The organism is Corallococcus sp. AS-1-6 (assembly GCF_020037015.1).
In the GTDB taxonomy this organism is placed as follows: Bacteria; Myxococcota; Myxococcia; order Myxococcales; family Myxococcaceae; genus Corallococcus.
The window spans coordinates 1-24,040 of the sequence record NZ_JAIQDE010000046.1 but is presented as its reverse complement, the minus strand read 5'-3'; the positions used below and the strand labels follow the sequence as shown (position 1 = coordinate 24,040).

General features: G+C 73.8%; 1 protein-coding gene. It reads left to right on the top strand.

Going from position 1 to position 24,040, the window contains the following annotated elements:
* The coding region (locus tag K8612_RS37195; RefSeq protein WP_223765709.1) for a non-ribosomal peptide synthase/polyketide synthase at positions 1-24,040 on the top strand (24,040 nt) is incomplete at its 3' end.

The window sequence follows — 24,040 nt, the reverse complement described above, 5'->3', positions numbered from 1 at the left end:
ATGGCACCGGCCCCGTCCAGCGGCTCCCTGGAAATCCCCACGCTGATCGACATGCTCCAGCAGCGCGGCGAGCAGCGCTTCGGGGAGGAGGCGTACATCTTCCTGGAGGACGACGGCCCGCTGCCGGTGACCTTCGGGGAGCTGGACCGGCGCGCCCGGGCCGTGGGCGCCATGCTCCAGCAGCAGTCCGCCGTGGGCGAGCGCGCCATGCTCCTGTACCCGCCGGGGCTGGACTACGTGGCGGGCTTCTTCGGGTGCCTCTACGGCGGCGTCATCGCCGTGCCCGCGTACCCGCCGGATCCCTCGCGCCTGGAGCGCACGCTGCCCCGGCTGATGGCCATCGTGCGCGACTCGCAGGCCACGGTGGTGCTCACGACGTCCTTCATCCTCTCCATGGCGGAGGGGCTGTTCGAGCTGGCCCCGGAGCTCGCGAAGCTGCGCTGGGTGGCCACCGACGACGTGGCGGCGGGCATCGAGTCCGCCTGGAGCAAGCCCGGCGTGGGCCCGGACTCGCTGGCCTTCCTGCAGTACACGTCCGGCTCCACTGGCACGCCCAAGGGCGTGATGCTCAGCCACGCCAACCTGATGCACAACCTGGAGGCGGCCCGGCAGAAGATGGGCGGCCACGCGGGAACGCGGTTCGTGTCCTGGCTGCCGCCCTACCACGACATGGGGCTCATCGGCGGCATCCTGTCCCCCATCCGGTGGGGCTGCGAACGCGCCGCCGTGATGATGTCCCCCTTCACGTTCCTCAAGCGGCCCCTGCGCTGGCTGGAGGCCATCTCCGAGTACAAGGCGACGCTGTCGGGCGCGCCCAACTTCGCCTTCGACCTGTGCGTGCGCAAGAGCACGCCCGAGCAGCGGCGGGCGCTGGACCTGAGCACCTGGGAGGTGGCGTTCAGTGGCGCGGAGCCCATCCGCGCGGAGACGCTGGAGCGCTTCGAGGAGGCCTTCGCGCCCTCGGGCTTCCGGCGCGAGGCCTTCTACCCCTGCTACGGGCTGGCGGAGAACACGCTCATCGCCGCGGGCGGCGTGAACGTGGAGGCCCCCATCGAGCGGACGGTGGAGGTGGAGCCCCTGGAGCGCGGGCACGCGGTGGCCTCCAGCGCGCAGGGGCCCGGGACCCGGCGCCTGGTCAGTTCCGGACGCACCCTGGCCGATCAGCGGCTGCTCATCGTGGATCCCGAGTCGCTGACGGCTCGCGCCGACGGCGAGGTCGGGGAGATCTGGCTGAAGAGCCCCAGCGTGGCCAACGGGTACTGGCGGCGGCCGGAGGAGAGCGAGCGCACCTTCCAGGCCCGCGTCGCGGGCACCGGCGAGGGGCCCTTCCTGCGCACCGGAGACCTGGGCTTCGTCCTGGACGGGGAGCTCTTCATCTCCGCGCGGCTCAAGGACCTGGTCATCCTGCACGGGCGCAACCACTACCCGCAGGACCTGGAGGCCAGCGTCGAGCAGAGCCACCCGGCGCTGAGGCCCGGCTGCAACGCCGCCTTCTCCGTGGAGGAGGCGGGCCAGGAGCGGCTGGTCGTGGTGCAGGAGATGGACACGCGCCACGCCTTCGACGTGGAGGAGGTCGTCCAGGCCGTGCGCGCCGCCGTGGCGGAGCGTCACTCGGTGCAGTTGCACGGGCTGGCGCTCATCCCCGCGGGCAGCATCCACAAGACGACCAGCGGGAAGATCCAGCGCCGCGCCACCAAGGCGGCCTGGCTGGAGGGGACGCTGGAGCCCCTGCACCAGTGGCGCGCGGAGGCCGTCACGGAAGCGCCTCCGGCGCCGGTCGCGCCCACGCCCACCCCCGTGGCGCCTCCGGCCGCCGGGGCGACGCGCGTCTCCGCTTCCGTGCGACAACTGGAGGCGTGGATCCTGGACGCGCTCGCGCGGGCCATGAACGTCCCGGTGGATCGCCTGGACGTGGCCGCGCCCTTCGCCCAGCTCGGCGTGGACTCCGTGGCGGGCGTGCAACTGGCGGGTGAGCTGGAGGCGAAGCTGGGACGCAAGCTGCCTCCCACGCTGGTGTGGGACTTCCCGTCCATCGACGCGCTGGCGCGGCACCTGGCGGACGCGGTCCCGGAAGCGATGGACGCGGGCGCACCGGCCACGCCCCGGGAGCTCGCCGCCGAGGAGCCCATCGCCATCATCGGCCTGGGGTGCCGCTTCCCGGGGGCGGAGAACCCCCAGGCCTTCTGGCGCCTGCTCCTGGAGGGCCAGGACGCCATCCGCGAGGTGCCCGCGGATCGCTGGGACCTGCGCGAGTACTACGATCCGGACCCCACGGCCGAAGGGAAGATGACCACGCGCTGGGGCGGGTTCCTGGAGCAGGTGGACCGCTTCGACCGGAGCTTCTTCGGGCTGTCGCCGCGCGAGGCCTCACGCATGGATCCGCAGCAGCGGCTGCTGCTGGAGGTGGCGTGGGAGGCGCTGGAGGACGCGGGCCTGCCGGCCGAGCGGCTCGCGGGGAGCCGGACGGGCGTGTTCGTCGGCATCTCCACCAGCGACTTCGGCGCGATGCAGCTCAGCCGCCGCGGGCTCGCGGACGCCTACGCGGGGACGGGCGGCGCGCTGAGCATCGCGGCCAACCGCATCTCGTACGTGATGGACCTGCGCGGCCCCAGCATCGCGGTGGACACCGCGTGCTCGTCGTCGCTGGTGGCGACGCACCTGGCGTGCCGCAGCCTGCGCGCCGGTGAGTCCACGGTGGCCCTGGTGGGCGGCGTCAACGTGATGCTGTCCCCCGCGCTCACCGTCAACTTCAGCAAGGCCGGCTTCATGGCGCCGGATGGCCGCTGCAAGGCCTTTGACGCCAGCGCCAACGGCTACGTGCGCGGCGAGGGCGCGGGCGTCATCGTGCTCAAGCCGCTGTCGCGCGCGCTGGCGGACGGCGACACCATCCACGCGGTCATCCGGGGCAGCGCGGTGAACCAGGATGGCCGCTCCAACGGCCTCACCGCGCCCAACCGCTTCGCGCAGGAGGCCGTGCTGCGCGCCGCCTACCGCGACGCGGGCGTGGCGCCGTCCCAGGTCCAGTACGTCGAAGCGCACGGCACCGGCACGTCGCTGGGCGACCCCATCGAGGCGCAGGCCCTGGGGGCCGTGCTGGCCGAGGGCCGGGCGGCGGACGCCCCGTGCGCGCTCGGCTCGGTGAAGAGCAACATCGGCCACCTGGAGGCCGCGGCGGGCATCGCCGGCATCATCAAGGTCGCGCTGTCGCTGCGCCACGGCATGGTGCCGGCCAGCCTCCACTTCCAGACGCCCAACCCGCACATCCCCTTCTCCGAGCTGCCGCTGCGCGTGCAGGACCGGCTGCTGCCGTGGCCCGTGACCGCCGGTCCGCGGCTCGCGGGCGTGAGCTCCTTCGGCTTCGGCGGCACCAACGCCCACGTCGTGCTGCAGGGCCACGAGGCGGGGAGCGCCCGCCGTGAGCCGCCCCCCGCTCGCGCGCAGCTCGTGCCCCTCTCCGCCCGAAGCCCGGAGGCCCTGCGGGCCCTGGCTCGCGGCCACCTCGCGCTGTCTCCCCGGGGGGAGTCGCCCCTGGAGTCGCTCGGGTTCTCCGCGGCCACCCGGCGCGGCCACCAGTCCCACCGCGCGGCCGTGCTGGCCTCCACCTGGGAAGAGCTCCAGGCCCGGCTCCAGGCGCTGGCGGACGGACAGCCCCACCCCGGCGTGCTCACGGGCCCGGCCGTTCCCGGGGCACGTGCGCGCATCGCGTTCGTGTTCTCCGGCCAGGGCCCCCAGTGGTTCGGCATGGCCCGTTCACTGCTGGCCCGGGAGCCCGTGTTCCGCCAGGTCGTGGAGCAGTGCGACGCGCTCCTGAAGCCCCTGGCGGGCTGGTCCATCCTGGAGGAGCTGGCGGCGGAGGAGGGCCGCTCGCGCCTGGCGCAGACGGAGTTCGCGCAGCCGGTGATGTTCTCGCTCCAGGTGGGGCTCGCCGCGCTCTGGCGCTCGCTGGGCGTCGAGCCGGATCAGCTCGCCGGCCACAGCGCCGGCGAGGTGGCCGCCGCGTGCGTCGCGGGGGCCCTGTCGCTGCCCCAGGCCCTGGAGGTCATCCTCCACCGGGGCCGCGTCACGCAGCAGGCCTCCGGGCGGGGTCGCATGGCCCTGCTGGAGATGGCGCCGGACGAGGCCGCGCGAGTGCTCACGGCCTATGAGGGCCGGCTGGCCATCGCCGCCCGCAACGGGCCCACGTCCACCATCGTCTCCGGTGATGTGGACGCGCTCACGGAGCTGCTGGGCTCGCTGGAGCAGCGGCAGGTCCACGCGCGGCTGCTCGCCGTCAACTTCGCGTCGCACTGCCACCACATGGAGCCCGCGCGCGACGCCATGCGCGCGGCGCTCGCCCACCTGCGGCCCACCGCGCCGGGCGTGCCCATGATGTCCACCGTCACCGCCCTGCCCGTGGAGGGCGCGGTGCTGGACGGCGAATACTGGGCCCGGCAGTTGCGCGAGCCCGTGCGCTTCGCGGACACGATGGAGCGCCTGGTCGATGCGGGCTGCGGCCTCTTCGTGGAGGTGGCGCCCCACCCGCTGCTGCTGGCGGACATCGCCCAGTTGCTGCGCGTGCGCGGCGTCGCCGGCGTGGCCGTGCCCTCCATGCGCCGGGGCGAGGACGAGCGCTCGGTGCTGCTCGGCTCGCTGGGGGCGCTCTACGCCCAGGGCGTGGACGTGCGCTGGAGCGAGCTGTTCGCGAAGGACACGCCGGCCGTGCCGCTGCCCACGTACCCGTGGCAGCGGGAGCGGTGCTGGATTGCCCTGCCCCAGGGGGGCGCGGCCCCGGCCGCCGAAGCCCCCGAGCTGTCCGAGGACTGGTTCTACGGCACGCGCTGGGAGCCCGCTGGCGAGGCCACCGCCGCGCCGGAGTCCGCGCGCTGGCTGCTGTTGGGTGACGCCGGCGGCACGGGCGCCGCGCTCGCGGAGCGCCTGCGCGCGCAGGGCCAGCCCGTGGTGCTCGTGGAGCCGGGCGAAGGTGGCCTGGACATCGCCCATGCGCCGGAAGAAGCGCTGACGCGGGCGCTGGAGCCGGTGCTGGGGCAGGCCCCCGGGACGCCCCTGCGCGTCGTCTACCTGCGCGCGCTGGACGGCGTGCTCCCGGAGAGCTCGGACCTGGACGCGGTGGGCGCGGCGCTGGCGCTGGGCTGCGTGCCGGTGGTGTCCGTGCTGCGGGCCCTGCTGGCGCGGTCCGTGGACGCGCGGCTGTGGCTCGTCACCCGTGGCGCGCAGCCCGTGGGCGAGGGCCCCCATGCGCTGGAGGCCGCGCAGGCCACGCTCTGGGGTCTGAGCAGCACGCTCGCCGCGGAGCACCCCGAGCTCTGGGGTGGGCTGGTGGACCTGGACCCCACCGCGTCCCTGGAGGCGTCCTCGGCGGCGCTGTGCGGGGCGCTCCAGGCCGGTGACGGCGAGGACCGGGTGGCGCTGCGCCAGGGCCGCCGCTTCGTGGAGCGCATGGTGCGCCGCCAGGAGCTGGCTTCGTCGCGCGCGCCGCTTCGCGTGCGGGCGGACGGGACGTACCTGGTCACCGGCGGTCTGGGCGGCCTGGGCGCGCACGTGGCGCGCTGGCTGGTCCAGCAGGGCGCGCGCCGGCTCATCCTCCTGGGCCGCACGCCGCTGCCTCCGCGCTCGAAGTGGAAGCGCCTGGAGCCGGATGCCCCGCAGGCCCGGCAGGTGGGCCTGGTGCGTGAGCTGGAGGCGCTGGGCGCCAGCGTTCACGTCGCCTCCGTGGACGTGGGCGACGCGGCGGCGCTGGGTGGATACCTGGAGTCCTTCCGCGACGAGGGCTGGCCGGAGCTGCGCGGCGTCATCCACGCGGCGGGCGTGCTGCTGCCGCGGGAGATGCCCGTGGCCCGGATGGACGCGCGGCCATTCGACACGCTGCTGCGGCCCAAGGCGCTGGGCGGCTGGCTGCTGCACCGGCTGCTGCGCGACGCGCCGTTGGACTTCTTCGTGTCGTTCTCCTCGGTGTCGGCCTACATCGGTTCGCCGGGCCAAGCGCCCTACTCCGCGGCCAACGCCTTCCTCGCCGCCATGGCCCACCTCCGCCAGTCTGCGGGGCTGCCGGCGCTCACCATCGACTGGGGCACCTTCGCGGAGGCCGGCATGGCCGCGCGGCTGGAGCAGGGCCGGAAGATCACCGGACGCGGCCTGCGGCTGATGGAGCCCGAGCAGGCGCTGCCCGCCATCGCACCGCTGCTGGCGTCCGGCACGCCCCAGGCCGGTGTGATGGACATCCGCTGGTCCGTGCTGCGCCAGGTGCTGGAGACGCGCGGTGAGCGCAAGGTGCTCGCGCGCCTCACGGATGCAGGCTCCGACGCGGCGCTCCCGGGCACGTCCTCCGGCCACCCGCTGCGCGCCACGCTGCTCGCGCTGGACGCGGCGGCGCGCGCCGAAGCGTTGATGGCCTTCCTGCGGGGTGAGGCCGGCGCGGTGCTGGGCATCGCTCCGGAGAAGCTGGACGGAGGGCAGCCCCTGGGCACGCTGGGGTTCGACTCCATCATGTCGGTGGACCTGCGAAACCGCATCCAGGCCCGCCTCCAGGTCACCCTCCCCATCGTCGAGCTGGTCAAGGGTCCCAGCCTCACGGCGCTGACCGCGCGCCTGCTCACGCTGCTCGCCACCGACCCGGGCGCCGCGCAGGGGCCGGGCTCCGGGGCGCCGCCGCTGCGGCGGCTGCCGGACGAAGGGCGGACCCACCCGCTCTCCTACGCGCAGGAGCGCATGTGGTTCATCCAGCAGTTGGAGCCGGGCAACATCGCCCTCAACGTGCCCCTGCTGGCGCGCTTCCGGGGCCTGCTGGAGCCCGAGCCGCTGGGCCGCGTCTTCACGGAGCTCTTGCGCCGTCACGAAGCGCTGCGCACCACGTTCGCCACCGTGGACGGCCGGCCGCTCCAGGTGGTCGCGGAGCCCTTCGACGTCCAGGTGCCCTGCTTCGATCTGCGCTCCCTGCCCCCCGAGGCCCGCGAGGCCGCCGCGCATGAGCGGGTGATGGAGCTGTCGCGCCAGACGTTCGACCTGGAGAAGGGCCCCATCCTGCGGCTGGCCCTCTTCCAGTTGGCGGACGACACGTCGCACGTGCTGATGGTGATGCACCACATCATGACCGACGGCTGGTCCCTGGTGGTGCTCGCGAGCGAGCTGGGCGCGAGCGTGGAGGCCGCCACCGGAGGCCGCGTCGCGCCGCTGCCCGAGCTGCCGGTGCGCTACTCCGACTTCGCCCGCTGGCAGCGGCAGTGGTTGCAGGGGGAGGCGCTGGAGTCGCAGCTCGCGTGGTGGAAGACGCGGCTCGCGGGCGTCCCGGACGTGCTGGAGCTGCCGACGGACCGGCCCCGGCCCACCGTCCCCTCGCGCCGGGGTGAGCGCTACGCACTGCGCCTGCCGCGCCCGCTCACGCAGGGCCTCAAGGCGCTCAGCCAGCAGGAGGGCGCCACGCTCTTCATGACGCTGCTGGCGGGCTTCCAGGTGTTGCTGCACCGCTACTCCGGGCAGGACGACTTCTGCGTGGGCTCGCCCACCGCGGGCCGCAGCCGTTCCGAGCTGGAGGGGCTGGTCGGCTTCTTCCTCAACACGCTGGTGCTGCGCGCCAGCTTCCACCCGGCGCTCACCTTCCGCGAGCTCGTGGCCCAGGTGCGCGAGGTGGCCCTGGGGGCCTACGCCCACCAGGACGTCCCGTTCGACCGGCTGGTGGAGGCGCTCAAGCCCACGCGCACGCTCAGCCACGCGCCGCTCTTCCAGGTGCTCTTCATCCTGCACCGGGCGCATGACGCCTCCATCCTCACGGGCGCGCTCACGGACGTGGAGGACATCCACTTCGGCGCCACGCTGTACGACCTCAACCTCTCCTTCATGGAGGACGAGCACGGCCTGAAGGGCTGGCTGGAGTACAGCACCGACCTCTTCGACGAGGGGACCATCGCCCGCATGGCGGCGCACCTCCAGGTGGTGCTGGAGGGCGCGGTGGCGGACCCGGGCCAGCGCATCACCCACCTGCCGCTGCTCACGCCGCCCGAGCACCAGCAGTTGCTCGTGGACTGGAACGCCACGCGCGTGGACTACCCCACCGCCGCGTGCTTCCCGCGGCTCTTCGAGCAGCAGGCCGCCCGCGTGCCGGACGCCGTGGCGCTGGTCTGTGAGGAGCAACAGCTCACCTACCGCGAGCTGAACGCACGGGCCAACCGGCTGGCGCACCGGCTGGTGGCCGAAGGCGTGGGCCCGGACATGCCCGTGGGCCTGCTGGCGCCCCGGAGCATCGACTTCGTCACCGCGATGCTGGCCATCCTCAAGGCGGGCGGCACGTACCTGCCCATGGACCCTTCGCACCCGCCGCACCGCATCGCGCAGGTGCTGGAGCAGAGCCTGGCGCCGCGCGTGCTCGTGGCCTCGGAGCTGGCCTCCACGCTGGAGCGCGCGGGTGAGCTGCTGCCGTCCTCCGTGGCGAAGCCCCGGGGGCTCGTGCTGGAGGAGGCGCTCGCCGCTCCGGGCTCCGGAGCGGACCTGCCCGCGCGCGCGGGGCCGGGACACCTGGCGTACATCATCTACACGTCGGGCTCCACGGGCGTGCCCAAGGGCGCGATGCTCGAACACGCGGGCCTGCTCAACCACCTGTACGTCCTCATCCAGGAGATGTCGCTGGGTGAAGGCGACGTGGTGGCCCAGACGGCGTCCCAGTCCTTCGACATCTCCGTCTGGCAGTTCCTCACCGCGCTGATGATGGGAGGCCGGACGCACCTGCTGCTCGACGACGTGGTGCGCAGCCCCCCGCGCCTGCTGCGGGAGATGCAGACGCAGGGGCTCACCATCGTCCAGGTGGTGCCCTCCGTGCTGCGCGTGATGCTGGAGGAAGCCGAGGCGCTGGGCCCTTCGCGTCCGTCACTCGAGGCCCTGCGCTGGATGATCCCCACCGGGGAAGCCCTGCCTCCGGAGGTCAGCCGCAAGTGGTTCTCGCTGTACCCGCGCATCCCGCTGCTCAACGCGTACGGCCCGGCGGAGTGCTCGGATGACGTGACGCTCCACGTGCTGCGCCAGCCGTCCACCACGGTCAACACGCCCATCGGGCGCGTGGTGCCGAACCTCCAGTTGTACCTGCTGGACCGCGCGGGCCAGCCGGTGCCCATGGGCGTGCCCGGTGAAATCCACATCGGCGGCGTGGGCGTGGGCCGCGGCTACCTGAACGACCCCCGTCGCACGGCGGAGAGCTTCGTGCCGGATGCGTTCCGCGGCGTTCCGGGCGCGCGCCTCTACCGGACGGGCGACCTGGGGCGCTTCCTGCGCGACGGCACCATCGAGTTCCTCGGCCGCGTGGACCACCAGGTCAAGGTGCGCGGCTTCCGCATCGAGCTGGGGGAGATTGAACTGGCGCTGGAGCGGCACGCGGCGGTGCTGGAGGCCGTCGTCGTCGCGCGCGAGGACGTGCCCGGCGGCGCGCGGCTGGTGGGCTACGTGGCGCCGCGCGCCGGGCAGACGCTGGACTCCGGCGAGGTGCGCGCGTTCATCAAGGAACGGCTGCCGGAGTACATGGTGCCGCCCGTGCTGGTGGTGCTGGAGGCGCTGCCGCGCTCGCCCAATGGCAAGGTGGACCGCAAGAACCTGCCCGCCCCCACGGCCGGCGCCGTCCGCGAGCGTGAGTTCGTCGCGCCGCGCACGGAGCTGGAGCAGCAGGTCGCCGGGATGTGGGCGGAGGTCCTGCGCGTGGAGCGCGTGGGGCTGCATGACGACTTCTTCGAGCTGGGGGGCCACTCGCTGCTCACCACCCAGGTGCTGTCGCGCATCCGCAAGGCGTTCCAGGTGGAGCTGCCCCTGCGGGAGCTTTTCGATGCGTCCACGGTCGCGGCGCTCGCGGCCCGGCTCGAAGGGGCGGTGCGCGACGCGCGGACGTCGAGCCCGACGCCGCTCACGCCGGTGTCCCGCGAGGGGCGCCTCACGCCGTCCTTCGCCCAGCAGCGGCTGCTCTTCATCGACCAGCTCCAGCCGGAGAGCCCGCTCTACAACATCCCCTCCGCGGTGCTGCTGGAGGGCCCGCTGGACGCGGACGCCCTGACGCGGGCGCTCGCGGAGGTGCGCCGCCGCCATGAGTCGCTGCGCACCACCTTCCACGTGGACGACGCGGGGCCGTACCTGCGCATCGTCCCTGGCGCGGACCTGGTGCCCGAGCGGCGGGACCTGCGGCACCTGCCCCCTTCCGAGCGCATGTCGGAGGCGCTGCGGCTGGCGTCCCGCGAGGCCCAGCGCCCCTTCGCGCTGGACCAGGGCCCGCTGGTGCGCGCCGCGCTCCTCCAACTGGAGCCCGAATGCCACGTGCTGACCGTGACGATGCACCACATCGTCTCCGACGGCTGGTCCATGGGGCTGCTCGTGCGGGAGGTGGCGGCGCTCTACGAGGCGTTCCGCGCGGGCCAGCCTTCGCCCCTGCCGGAGCTTGCCGTCCACATGGCGGACTTCGCGCACTGGCAGCGGCAGTGGCTGCGGGGCGGCGCGCTGGAGTCCCAGCTCGACTGGTGGCGCCAGGAGCTCAAGGGCGTGCCCCAGTCGCTGGAGCTGCCGACCGACCGGCCCCGGCCCGCGACCCAATCCTTCCGGGGCGCGGCCATGCCCATCCACTACCCGCGCGCGCTGTCGGAGTCCGTGCGGGCCTTCAGCCAGCGCGAGGGCGTGACGCCCTTCATGCTGCTCATGGCCGCGTTCCAGGTGCTGCTGCACCGGTACTCGGGCCAGGATGACTTCTGCGTGGGGTCCCCCACCGCGGGACGCAACGTGGCGGAGACCGAAGGGCTCATCGGCTTCTTCGTCAACAACCTGGTGGTGCGCGCGCGGCTGGGCGGTGACCCCACCTTCCGCGAGCTGCTGGCCCAGGTGCGGGAGACGACGCTCGGCGCGTTCGCCCACCAGGAGCTGCCCTTCGAGCGGCTGGTGGAGGCGCTCCAGCCCGTGCGCGACCTCACGCGCTCGCCGCTCTTCCAGACCGTCTTCGTCCTCCAGCAGGACGTGCTGCCGGAGCTCAAGCTCCCGGGCCTGACGCTGCGCCCGCTGACGCTGGAGCAGCACACCGCCCGGTTCGACCTGCTGCTGTCGCTGACGGACACGGCGGACGGGCTGGTGGGCTCGCTGGAGTACGGCACGGACCTGTTCGACGGCGCCACCATCGCGCGCATGGTGGAGCACCTGCACCACCTGCTGCTGGGCATCGTCGCGGACCCGTCACGGCGCATCTCGCGGCTGCCCCTGTTGTCCCAGGCCGAGCGCCACCGGCTGCTGCGCGAGTGGAGCGGGCCGCGCGCCTCGCATCCGGCCACCGCCTGCGTCCACCACCAGTTCGAGGCGCAGGCCGCCCGGACGCCGGACGCCGTCGCCGTCACCTTCGAGGACAGCCACCTCACCTACGGCGAGCTCAACACGCGCGCCAACCGGCTCGCGTGGCGGCTGCGCGGCCTGGGCGTGGGCCCGGAGACGCTCGTCGGCCTGTGCGTGGAGCGCTCCCTGGAGATGGTGGTGGGCATCCTGGCCATCCTCAAGGCCGGAGGCGCCTACGTGCCGCTGGACCCGGCCTACCCCCGCGAGCGCCTGGCCTTCATGCTGGAGGATTCGCGGGTGCCCGTGCTGCTCACGCAGCAGTCCCTGGCCAGGACCCTGCCGGAGCACGACGCCGCGGTGGTGTGCCTGGACCTCGCGCCGGAGCCCGCGTCCGGACGGCAGGACAACCCGGACCCGGGCGTCACCTCCGAGCACCTCGCCTACGTCATCTACACGTCCGGCTCCACGGGCAAGCCCAAGGGCGCGCAGCTCACGCACGGGCGCATCACCCGCCTGTTCTCCGCCACGCAGCACTGGTTCCACTTCGGCGCGAACGACGTGTGGACGCTGTTCCACTCGTACGCGTTCGACTTCTCCGTCTGGGAGCTGTGGGGCGCGCTCATCCACGGCGGCAGGCTGGTGGTGGTGCCCTACTGGGTGAGCCGTTCCCCGGAGGCCTTCCACGCGCTGCTGCGCAAGGAGCGCGTCACGGTGCTCAACCAGACGCCGTCCGCCTTCCGGCAACTGGTGCAGGTGGATTCGGACGTGCAGGGCCCCAGCGGCCTGTCGCTGCGCACCGTCGTCTTCGGCGGCGAGGCGCTGGAGTTCGCCAGCCTGCGCCCGTGGTTCGCCCGGCATCCGGACACCCGGCCCCGGCTGGTCAACATGTACGGCATCACCGAGACCACGGTGCATGTCACCTACCGTCCCCTGCGCGCCGAGGATGCCCAGGGAAATGCTGGCAGCATCATCGGCGTCCCCATCCCGGACCTGCAGCTCTACGTGCTGGACGCGCGGCTGCAGCCTTCGCCCATGGGCGTTCCCGGCGAGCTGTACGTCGGCGGCATGGGCCTGGCCCGCGGCTACCTGTCGCGGCCGGCGCTCACGGCGGAGCGCTTCATTCCGGATCCCTTCAGCGACACGCCGGGGGCCCGGCTCTACAAGTCGGGGGACCGGGCGCGCTTCCGGGCCGACGGCAGCCTGGAGTACCTGGGCCGCGGCGACTTCCAGGTGAAGCTGCGCGGCTTCCGCATCGAACTGGGAGAGATTGAAGCGGCGCTCGCGCAGCACGGCTCGCTGCGCCAGAGCGCGGTGCTGGTGCGCGAGGACACGCCGGGCCACAAGCGGCTGGTCGCCTACGTCGTCCCGTCCAGCGGGGAGTCGCCGGACGTGGAGGCGCTGCGCGTCCACCTCAAGGCGCGCCTCCCCGAGTACATGGTGCCCGCCGCCTTCGTCTCGATGGCGGAGCTGCCCCTCACGGACAACGGCAAGCTGGACCGGCGCGCGCTGCCCGCGCCCGAGCAGTCCGTCGCGGAGGCGGCCTTCGTCGCGCCCGTCACCCCGGTGGAGCAGACCCTGGCCGCGCTGTGGGCCCAGGTGCTGGGCGCGCCGCGCGTGGGCCTCTCGGACAACTTCTTCGCGCTCGGCGGCGACTCCATCCTCAGCCTCCAGGTCATCGCCCGCGCCCAGCGCGCCGGGCTGCGGCTCACGCCCCGCCAGCTCTTCCAGCACCAGACGGTGGCGGAGCTGGCGCGGGTGGTGGAGACCACGGCCGCGCCCGGGGCCGAGCAGGGGCTCGTCACGGGCGAGGTGCCGCCCACGCCCATCCAGCGCGCCTTCCTCGACGCGGAGCTCCCGGAGCCCCACCACTACAACCAGGCCGTGCTGCTGGAGGCCCACGAGCCGCTGGACGCCGAGGTGCTGGAGCGCGCTTTGAACGCGCTGGTGGAGCACCACGACGCCCTGCGGACGCGGGCCACCCGCGACGGCCAGGGCTGGACGCTGTCGCAGGTGGGGCTGGAGTGCCCGGTGCGGCTGGAGCGCCTGCCCCCTGGCGCCCCGCTCGCGCGCGAGGCGGCCCGGGCGCAGGCCCGCCTGTCCCTGGAGTCGGGCCTGCTGCTGGGCGCCGCCCTCTTCGATCCGGACGCGGGACAGCCCCAGCGGCTGCTGCTGTACGTCCACCACCTCGCCGTGGATGGCGTGTCGTGGCGCGTGCTCCTGGAGGACCTGGAGGCCGCCTACGGCCAGCTCGCGCGCGGTGAGCGCGTGGCCCTGCCTCCGAAGACGACGCCCTTCGTGGAATGGGCCCGGCGGCTTCAGCGGCACGCGCGGACGCCCGCCGTGGAGCAGGAGCTCGCCTTCTGGCTCACGGAGGGCCGTCGCGCCGTGCCGGCCCTCCCGGTGGACCACGAGGGGACGGGGAACAACACACAAGCCACCGCGCGGCGCGTGGCGGTGAGGCTGGACGCGGCGGAGACGCGGGCGCTCCTGCAGGAGGTGCCCGCCGCCTACCGCTCGCGCATCGACGAGGTGTTGCTGGGGGCGCTGGCCCGCGTGCTCACGCGCTGGACGGGCTCCGAGAGCCTCCGGGTGGACCTGGAGGGCCATGGCCGCGAGGACCTCTTCGAGGACGTGGACCTGTCGCGCACCGTGGGCTGGTTCACCGCGCTCTACCCGGTGGTGCTCCAGGTGCCCGCGAGCGCCAGCCCCGGCACGGCGCTGCGGGCCGTGCGGGACTCGCTGCGGCGCGTCCCGGGACGCGGCCTGGGCCATGGGCTGCTGCGCCACCTGGGTTCGGACGCGGCGCGGGAACACCTGCGGGCCCTGCCCGCGGCGCCGGTGGCCTTCAACTACCTGGGCCAGTTCGACGCGGTGGCCTCCGGTGCGGCTCGCATGCGGGCCTCGCGCGAGTCCGCCGGGCCCACGCGCTCCGGGCTCGGACAGCGCAGCCACCTGCTGGAGGTGAACGGGCTGGTGCTGGGCGGCGAGCTGGAGCTGGAGTGGCTCTACAGCGAGGCCGTGCACACGCACGCCACGGTGGAGGCGCTGGCCGGGGAGCTTTTGACGGCGCTGCGCGAGCTCATCGCCGGCCGCGACTCCGAGGACGCGCGGCGCTACACGCCGGGGGACTTCCCGCTGGCGGACGTGAGCCCGTCGGTGCTGAGCGCCGTGCTGCCGCCGGGAGAGCCGGTGGAGGACGTCTACCGCCTCACGCCCATGCAGCAGGGCATGTTGTTCCAGACGCTGCTGGAGCCGGGAGCCGGCGCGTACGTCGAACAGCTCTCGTGGTCCCTCCACTCGGGGCTGGACGTCGCGGCCTTCCGTGAAGCGTGGCAGGCGGTGGTGGACCGGCACCCGGCGCTGCGCACCCGCTTCCACTGGGAGGGGCTCGCGGAGCCGTTGCAGGTGGTGCTCCCCCGCGCGGAGCTGCCCTGGAGCGAGGTGGACCTGCGGGGCCTGCCTCCCGGAGAGCAGCAGGCCCGGCTCGCGGCGTGGCTGGAGGCGGACAGCGCGCGCGGGTTCGAGCTGTCGCGCGCGCCGCTCCTGCGGCTGACGCTGCTGCGCCTGGACGAGCAGGTGTACCGCTGCGTCTGGAGCTTCCACCACCTCATCCAGGACGGGTGGAGCATGGGGCTGCTGCTCCAGGACGTGTTCGCCGCCTACGCGTCGCGCCTCGCGGGCCAGCCGCCCCGGTGGGGCCGCGCGCCGGCCTTCCGCGACTACGTGGAGTGGCTGGGCCGCCAGGACCTGGCGCGCACCGAGTCCTTCTGGAAGAAGACGTTCGCCGGTGTCGCGGCCCCCACCCCGCTGCCCGGCGATGAGCGCGCGAGCGCCCTCCGGGACTCGCGCCAGGGCAGGAGCGGCAGGGTGGAGCTGGTGCTCCCGGCCGCGCTGACGGAGGCCCTGCAGGGCTTCGCGCGGCAGCACCAGCTCACGCTCAACACGCTGGTGCAGGGCGCATGGGCGCTGCTGCTGGGCCGGCACACGCACCTGACGGACGTGGTGTTCGGCGCCACCGTCGCGGGCCGGCCTCCGGGCCTGTCCACCGCGGCGGACACGGTGGGCCTGTTCATCAACACGGTGCCCGTGCGCGTGACTATGCCTCCGGAGGAGCGGCTGCTGCCGTGGCTGCGGCGCATCCAGGCCTGGCAGGCCGAAGCGCAGGAGCACGAGCACAGCCCGCTGGTGCGGGTGCAGGGATGGAGCGGCGTGCCCCGGGGCACGCCCCTCTTCGAGACGCTCCTTGTCTTCGAGAACTACCCGGTGGACGACTCCGTGCGCGCGCGGGCCGGCGGCCTGGACGTGCGCGACGTGCGCTTCGACGAGCGGCCCCAGTACGCCCTCAACGTCACCGTCATCCCGGACGGGCCACTGCGGCTGACGCTGGCCCACGACACCTCGCGCCTGCGGCGCGCCACCGTGGAGCGGCTGGCGGGCCACTGGCGCACGCTGCTGGAGGGCATGGTGGCGCGCCCCTCGCAGCGGCTGGGCGACCTGCCCCTGCTCACCGACGGCGAGCGCCGGCAACTGCTCACCACCTGGAACGACACCCACGCCCCCGTCCCGCCGGGCTGCATCCACCACCTCTTCGAGGCGCAGGTGGAGCGCACCCCCGGCGCGGAGGCCGTGCGCCAGGGCGACACGCGGCTGACGTTCCACGAGCTGGAGCGCCGGGCCAACCAGCTCGCGCACCACCTGCGCGCGCGGGGCGTGAAGCCGGGCGTGCTGGTGGGCCTGTACGTGGAGCGCACGGTGGAGATGGCCGTGGGCCTCCTGGGCATCCTCAAGGCGGGCGGCGCCTACGTGCCGTTGGATCCGGGCTACCCGGTGGCGCGGCTGGCCTCCATGCTGGAGGACTCGGCGGTCCCGGTGCTCGTCACGCAGGAGCGGCTGGCGGACGAGCTGCCCGCGGGCGCGTTCCTGACCGTGTGCCTGGACGCGGACCACGCGCTCATCTCGCGTGAGCGCGACGCGCGGCCCGTCAGCGGCGTCACCGCGGACGACCTGGCGTACGTCATCTACACCTCCGGCTCCACGGGGCGCCCCAAGGGCGTGCTCATCGAGCACCGGGGCGTGGTCAACTACCTGGCGTGGTGCGCCCGGGCCTACCCGGCCGCCGGGGGCGCCGCGCCCGTGCACTCGTCGCTCGCGTTCGACCTGACGGTGACGAGCCTGCTGCTGCCGCTGACGGTGGGACGCGCGGTGGTGCTGGTGGAGGAAGGCGGCGGCGTGGAGGGGCTGGCGCGGGTGATGCGCGAAGGCGGCGGCCACGGCCTGGTCAAGCTGACGCCCTCCCACCTCCAGTTGCTGGCGCGCCAGTTGAGCCCGGCCGAGGCCCGCGGCGGCACGCGCGCCTTCGTCATCGGCGGCGAGGCGCTCACCGCGGAGCACCTGACGTTCTGGCGCGAGCACGCGCCGGACACGCGGCTCATCAACGAGTACGGCCCCACGGAGACGGTGGTGGGCTGCTGCGTGCACGAGGTGACGGGCGACGAGGCCCCGGGGAGCGTCGTCTCCATTGGCCGGCCCATCGCCAACGTGGACCTGCACGTGCTGGACGCGGACCTGCGGCTGGTGCCGGTGGGCGTCACCGGAGAGCTCTACATCGGCGGCGTGCAGTTGGCCCGGGGCTACTGGCGCAGGCCGGAGCTCACGGCGGAGCGCTTCATCCCGCACCCCTTCAGTTGGAAGCCCGGCGCGCGCCTGTACCGCACGGGAGACCGGGTGCGGCGCAACGCGGACGGCACGCTGGAGTTCCTCGGCCGCCTCGACTCGCAGGTGAAGGTGCGCGGCTACCGCATCGAGCTGGGGGAAGTGGAGGCGCTCATCGCGGCCTGCGCGGGCGTCCGCGAGGTGGCGGTGCTGACGCGCGAGGACACCTCCGGCGCGGCGCAACTGGTGGCGTACGTCACGGGTGACGTGGACCCGGCGGGCCTGCGCCGGACGCTCACGGAGCAGGTGCCCGGCTACATGGTGCCCGCCGCGTTCATCGCGCTGGACGCCCTGCCCCTCACGCCCAACGGCAAGGTGGACACCCGGGCGCTCGCCGCGCTGGGGCTGGAAGCGGGAGGAGCCCGCGAGCCCGCGGACACGTTCCGCGCGCCGCGCACGCCCACCGAGCAGTTGCTCGCCGGCATCTGGGAGCAGGTGCTGCGCGTGGAGCGCGTGGGCCTGGCGGATGACTTCTTCGAGCTGGGCGGCCACTCCCTGCTGGCCACGCAGCTCGTCTCGCGCGTCCAGGGCACCTTCCAGGTGGACCTGCCGCTCGGTGACATCTTCGAGGCTTCGTCCCTGTCGGCGCTGGCGGAGCGCATCGACGCCCGGGCCCACGGCGTCCGGCCCCCCGCGATGGAGCCCCTGCCGCGCACGGGCGACCTGCCGCTGTCCTTCGCGCAGCAGCGGCTGTGGTTCCTGGACCAGTTGGAGCCGGGCAGCGCCGCGTACAACATCTCCAGCGCGCTGCTGCTGGAAGGCACGCTGGACACGGCCGCGCTCGGCAAGGCCCTGGGGGCCGTGCTGGCGCGCCATGAAGCCCTGCGCGGGGCGTTCCCCGAGTCCGACGGCCGGCCGGTCCTCCGGCTCTCCCCGTCGACGCTGGCCTTGCGCGAGGAGGACCTGGGACACCTGCCCGCCGACGCGCGGATGGAGGCGGCGCTCCGCCGGGCCGCGGATGACGCGCGCCGTCCCTTCGTGCTCGCCGAGGCGCCGCTGCTGCGCGCGCTGCTGCTGCGGCTGGAGGGCGGACGTCAGGTGCTGGCCCTCACCGTCCACCACATCGTCGCGGACGGCGCGTCCATGGCGGTGCTGGTGCGGGAGCTGTCCGAGCTCTACCAGGCCTTCCGCGAGGAGCGGGCCCCGGTGCTGCCCGGGCTGCCCGTGCAGTACGCGGACTTCGCGCACTGGCAGCGCCAGTGGCTCCAGGGCCCTGTCCTGGAGGCGCAGCTTGGCTGGTGGCGTGAGCAGCTCCACGACCTGCCCCCGGCGCTGGAGCTGCCCACCGACCGGCCCCGGCCCGCGGTCCAGTCCTTCCGGGGCGCGGCCGTGCCGGTCCGCCTGCCGGTGGAGCTGACGCGGGAGCTGCACGCCTTCTGCCGGCGCGAGGGCGTCACCCCCTTCATGGTGATGCTGGCCGCCTTCCAGGTGCTGCTGCACCGCCACTCCGGCCAGGACGACGTGGGCGTCGGTTCGCCCATCGCGGGACGCACGCGCGCGGAGACCGAGGGCCTCATCGGCTTCTTCGCCAACACGCTGGTGCTGCGCGCGCGGATGGGCGCGGACCCCACCTTCCGCGAGCTGCTGGCCCAGGTGCGGCGCACCGCGCTGGGGGCGTACTCGCACCAGGACCTGCCCTTCGAGCAACTGGTGGACGCGCTGCGGCCGGAGCGGGACCTGAGCCGCTCCCCGCTCTTCCAGGTGATGTTCGTCCTGGACCAGGACGCGCTCGCGGACGTGGCGCTGCCGGGCCTGTCCCTCAAGCCGCTGGTCCTCGAACGGGACACGGCGAAGTTCGACCTCACGCTCGCGCTGGCGGACACGGCCGAGGGACTGGTGGGCTCGCTGGAGTACAGCACCGACCTGTTCGACGCGGCGACCGTCACGCGGCTGGGGCAGCACCTGGAGACGCTGCTGAGGGGCAGCCTCGCCACGCCGGACGAGCGCCTCTCCCGGCTGCCGCTGCTGTCCCAGGCCGAGCGGCACCAGCTCGTCTCGGAGTGGAACGACACGCGCCTTGCGCGCGAGGCGTCCCTCACGCTGCACGGGCTCATCGAGGCCCAGGCCGAGCGCACGCCCGACGCGGTGGCGGTGACGTTCGACGAGGAGGCCCTCACCTACCGGGAGCTGGACGCGCGGGCCAACCAGGTCGCGCACGCGCTGCGCGAGCGCGGCGTGGTCCCCGATTCGCGCGTGGCCGTGCTGATGGAGCGCTCCGTGGAGCTGGTGGTGGGCCTGCTGGGCATCCTCAAGGCCGGCGGCGCCTACGTCCCGCTGGAACCCACGCTGCCCCAGGAGCGGCTGCGGTCCATGCTCCGTGACAGCGAGGCGCGGTGGGTGCTCACCCAGGCGCGGCATGCCTCGCTGCTCCCGGCGGAGGCGCCCGAGGCGCTGAGCCTGGACGCGGACTGGCGCACGTTCGCGAAGCACACGCGGGCCCGTCCAGACGTGACGGTGCACGGCGGCGGGCTCGCCTACGTCATCTTCACGTCCGGCTCCACGGGTCAGCCCAAGGGGGCGATGAACACCCACGAGGCCATCTGCAACCGCCTGCTGTGGATGCAGGACGCCTACGGGCTGACGGCGGACGACCGCGTCCTGCAGAAGACGCCCTACGGCTTCGACGTGTCCGTGTGGGAGTTCTTCTGGCCGTTGATGACCGGAGCGCGGCTGGTGGTCGCGCGGCCCGGTGGCCACCAGGACAGCGCGTACCTGACGCGCACGCTCGTCGAGCAGGGCATCACCACCCTGCACTTCGTGCCGTCCATGCTGCGCGCCTTCCTGGACGAGCCGGGCGTCGAGTCCTGCACCGGCCTCCAGCGGATCATCTGCAGCGGCGAGGCGCTGCCCGCCGACCTCCAGGCGCGCTGCCTGGCGCTGCTCCCGGCGGAGCTGCACAACCTGTACGGCCCCACCGAGGCGGCCGTGGACGTCACCGCATGGGCCTGCGCCCGGGGCGACACCCGGGCCAGCGTCCCCATTGGCCGGCCCATCCACAACGTGTACCTGCGCGTGCTCGGGCCGCGTCTGGAGCTGGTGCCCGCGGGGGCCGTGGGCGAGCTGTACCTGGGCGGCATCGCGCTGGCGCGGGGGTACGCGGGCCGTCCCGGCCTCACCGCGGAGCGCTTCGTGCCGGATCCGTTCGGTGACGCACCGGGGGCCCGCCTCTACAAGACGGGCGACCGGGTCCGCTACCTCGCGGACGGCAGCCTGGAGTACCTGGGCCGCGGCGACTTCCAGGTGAAGCTGCGCGGCTTGCGCATCGAGCTGGGGGAGATCGAAGCCGTCCTGGCCTCGCACGCCTCCGTGCACGAGTCCGCCGTGGTGGTGCGCGAGGACGCCCCGGGCCAGAAGCGGCTCGTCGCCTACGTCGTCGCCGCCAGCGGCGCGGTGGTGGACGAGGACGCCCTGCGCGCCGTGCTCAAGGCGCGGCTGCCCGAATACATGGTGCCCTCGGCCTTCGTGAGCCTGCCGGCGCTGCCGCTGTCCTCCAACGGCAAGCTGGACCGGCGCGCGCTTCCCGCCCCCGGACGCCTGGCTTCCGGCGAGGGCTTCATCGCGCCGCGCACGTCCGTGGAGCGCACGCTCGCGGACATCTGGGCCCAGGTGCTGGGCCTGGAGCGCGTGGGCACGGCAGACAACTTCTTCACGCTCGGCGGTGACTCCATCCTGGGCCTCCAGGTCGTCTCGCGTGCGCGGCGCGCGGGGCTGCGGCTCACGGCCCGGCAGCTCTTCCAGCACCAGACGGTGGCGGAGCTGGCTCGCGCCGCGGGCGACGCGCCGGTGCTCCCGTCCGAGCAGGGCCCCGTCACCGGCGAGGTGCCGCTCACGCCCATCCAGCACTGGTTCCTGGAGCAGCCCCGCTCCAGGCCCCAGCACTTCAACCAGTCGGTGCTGCTGGAGGTCCTCCAGCCGCTGGACACCGGGCTGCTGGAGCGCGCCCTGGGACACCTGCTGCTGCACCACGACGCCCTGCGCATGCGCTTCGAGTCCCGGCAGGGGCGTTGGACGCAGCACCTGGGAGGCGCGGAGTCCGCGACGCCCGCGCTGAAGCACGAGGACCTGTCCGCGGTGCCTCCCGAGGCACAGCACGCGGCCCTGGAGCGCATCGCGGCCGAAGCGCAGGCCCGTCTGGACCTCACCCACGGTCCGCTGCTGCGCGCCGTCCGCTTCGACCTGGGCCCCTCGCGGCCCGGCTACCTGCTGCTCGTCATCCACCACCTCGTGGTGGACGGCGTCTCCTGGCGGGTGCTGCTGGAGGACCTGGACGCCGTGTGCTCGCGGCTTCGCGAGGGTCTGGAGCCCGCGCTGCCGCCCAAGAGCACGTCCTTCAAGGCGTGGGCGGAGCGGCTGCACGCGCATGCCCGGACCGACGCCTTCGCCCGGCTTCCGGCCTGGCTGGACCTGCCTTCGCCCACGCCGCTGCCCGTGGACATGGCCGGGGGGAGCAACACGCTCGACTCGGAGAAGCGCGTCCTGGCGTCTCTCGGCGCCGAGGAGACCCGGTTGCTGCTCCAGGAGGTGCCCGGCGCGTACGGGGCACGGCTGGAGGAGGTGCTGCTCGCGGCCCTGACGCACACGCTCGCGCGGTGGTCCGGCGCTTCCCACCTCATGGTGGACCTGGAGGGCCACGGCCGCGAGGACCTCTTCGAGGACGTGGACCTGTCGCGCACCGTGGGGTGGTTCACCACGCTGTTCCCGCTGCTCGTGAACGTGGATGCGTCCCTCGCTCCGGCATCAGCGGTGCGGCAGGTGCGGCACGCCCTGCGCGCGGTGCCCGACAAGGGCCTGGGCTACGGACTGCTGCGCTACCTGCGCCCGGAGCACGGCTCCCGTCCGCGCTCCTCCGCGTCGGGGGCGCCCGTGCTGTTCAACTACCTGGGACAGCTCGACTCGGCCCTGCCCGCGTCGTCCCGGTTCCGCCTCTCGCGCCTGCCCACCGGGCCCGTGCAGGGCGGCGAGGGTCCGCGCACGCACGTGCTGGAGGTCAACGCCTTCATCCTCGGGGGGCGCCTGGAGGTCGCGTTCGCGTACAGCCAGAACCTGCACCACGAGGCCACCCTCCAGGGCCTGGGCCAGCGCTTCACGGAGGCCCTGCGCGCGCTCATCACCGGGCGCCACTCGCCCCAGGCGCTCGCGCGGACCGCCGCGGACTTCCCGCTCGCTGGCGTGCCCGCGCATTTCCTGGACGCCCTGCTCCAGGACCAGCCCGCGCTGGAGGACGTCTATCCGCTGGCGCCCATGCAGCGCGGCCTGCTCTTCCACGCGCTGCTGTCACCGGGCTCCAGCTCCTACTTCGAGCAGCTCTCCTGGGCGTTCTTCCACACCCAGCTCGATCCGGTCGCCCTGCACCGCGCCTGGGAACACGTGGTGGCCCGGCACCCGGTGCTGCGCACGGGCTTCCTCTGGGAGGGCCTGGAGCAGCCCGTCCAACTGGTGCACGCCCGGAGCGAGCTGCCCTGGCAGGAGCTCGACTGGTGCACGCTCCCGGAGACGGAGCGGGAGGCCCGCTTCCAGGCGTTCCTCGCGGAGGACCGCGCCCTGGGCTTCGACCTCACCCGGCCGCCGCTGATGCGGCTCACGCTCATCCAGTTGGGACAGGACGCCTGGCGGCTGGTGTGGAGCTTCCACCACCTGCTGGTGGACGGCTGGAGCATCGCGCTGCTCCTCAAGGAGCTGTTCGCGACGTACACCCGGCTCGCCTCGGGTCAGCCGCTCGCGGCCGTCACGCTGTCGCATGGCTACCGCGACTACGTGGCGTGGCTCCAGGGCCAGGAGCCCTCCAGGACGGAGGCCTTCTGGCGTGCCTCGCTCGCGGGGGTGAGGGCGCCCACCGCCCTGCCGGAGCCGCTCGCGGGTGAAGCCGCCAGCGACTCCGCCGAGGGCAGCGAACGCGAGGTGACCCTGTCCGAGCAGGACACCACCGCGATGCAGTCCTTCGCGCGCCAGCACCAGCTCACGCTCAACACGCTGGTGCAGGCCGCGTGGGCGCTGGTGCTCGCCCGGCACGCGGGCGAGGACGAGGCCGTCTTCGGGGCCACGCGCTCCGGCCGTCCCGCCGGGCTCGCGAACGTCGAGTCCGCGGTGGGCCTGTTCATCAACACCCTGCCCGTCCGCGTCCGGCTGCCCGCGCATGCCCGGGTGGCCACGTGGCTGAAGGAGCTGCAGGCGAACCAGCTCGAGCTGGCCGACCACGAGCACACGCTCCTGTCCGACATCCAGGCCTGGAGCGAGGTGCCGCGCGGCACCTCGCTCTTCGAGAGCATCCTCGTCTTCGAGAACTACCCCGTGGACGCGGCGCTGAAGGAGGGCGCGCGGCACCTGGACATCCGCGATCCCCAGAGCTTCTCGCGCACCCACTACCCGCTCACGGCGGTCGCCATCCCGCGGCAGGAGCTGCGGCTGCGGCTGGTCTCCGGCGTCCAGCGCCTGGGGCCCGCCACGCTGGAGCGGTTGCTCGCGCAGTGGCGCGCCGCCCTGTCCGGCCTCATGGCCGCGGCCGACGGCCGCCTGTCCGACGTCACCGGACTCTCGCCCGGCGAGCGCCAGCGCATGCTGGTCGACTGGAACGACTCGCACGCCGCCTTCGTCCAGGACACCTGCGCGCACCACCTCTTCGAGGCCCAGGCCGCGCGCACCCCGGACGCTCCCGCGCTGGAGTGCCAGGGCACCACGCTCACCTACCGGGAGCTGGACGCTCGCGCCAACCAGCTCGCGCACCACCTGCGCCTTTCGGGCGTGGGGCCGGACGTGCGTGTCGCGCTGTGCTGCGAGCGTTCGCCGGAGCTGATCATCGGCATGCTCGGCATCCTCAAGGCCGGCGGCGCCTTCGTTCCGCTGGAGCCGTCGCATCCGGCCGAGCGGCTCGCCTTCGTGGTGGAGGACAGCGGCGCTTGCGTGCTGCTCACGCAGAAGGCCCTGGCACCTCCAGGGGCCGCACCGCGGCTCACGCGGGTCCTGCTGGATGAGGACTGGGGCGTCATCGCCCGTCAGCCCACGCACGCGCCCGCCACGCGCGTGCTGCCGGACCACCTGGCCTACGTCATCTACACCTCCG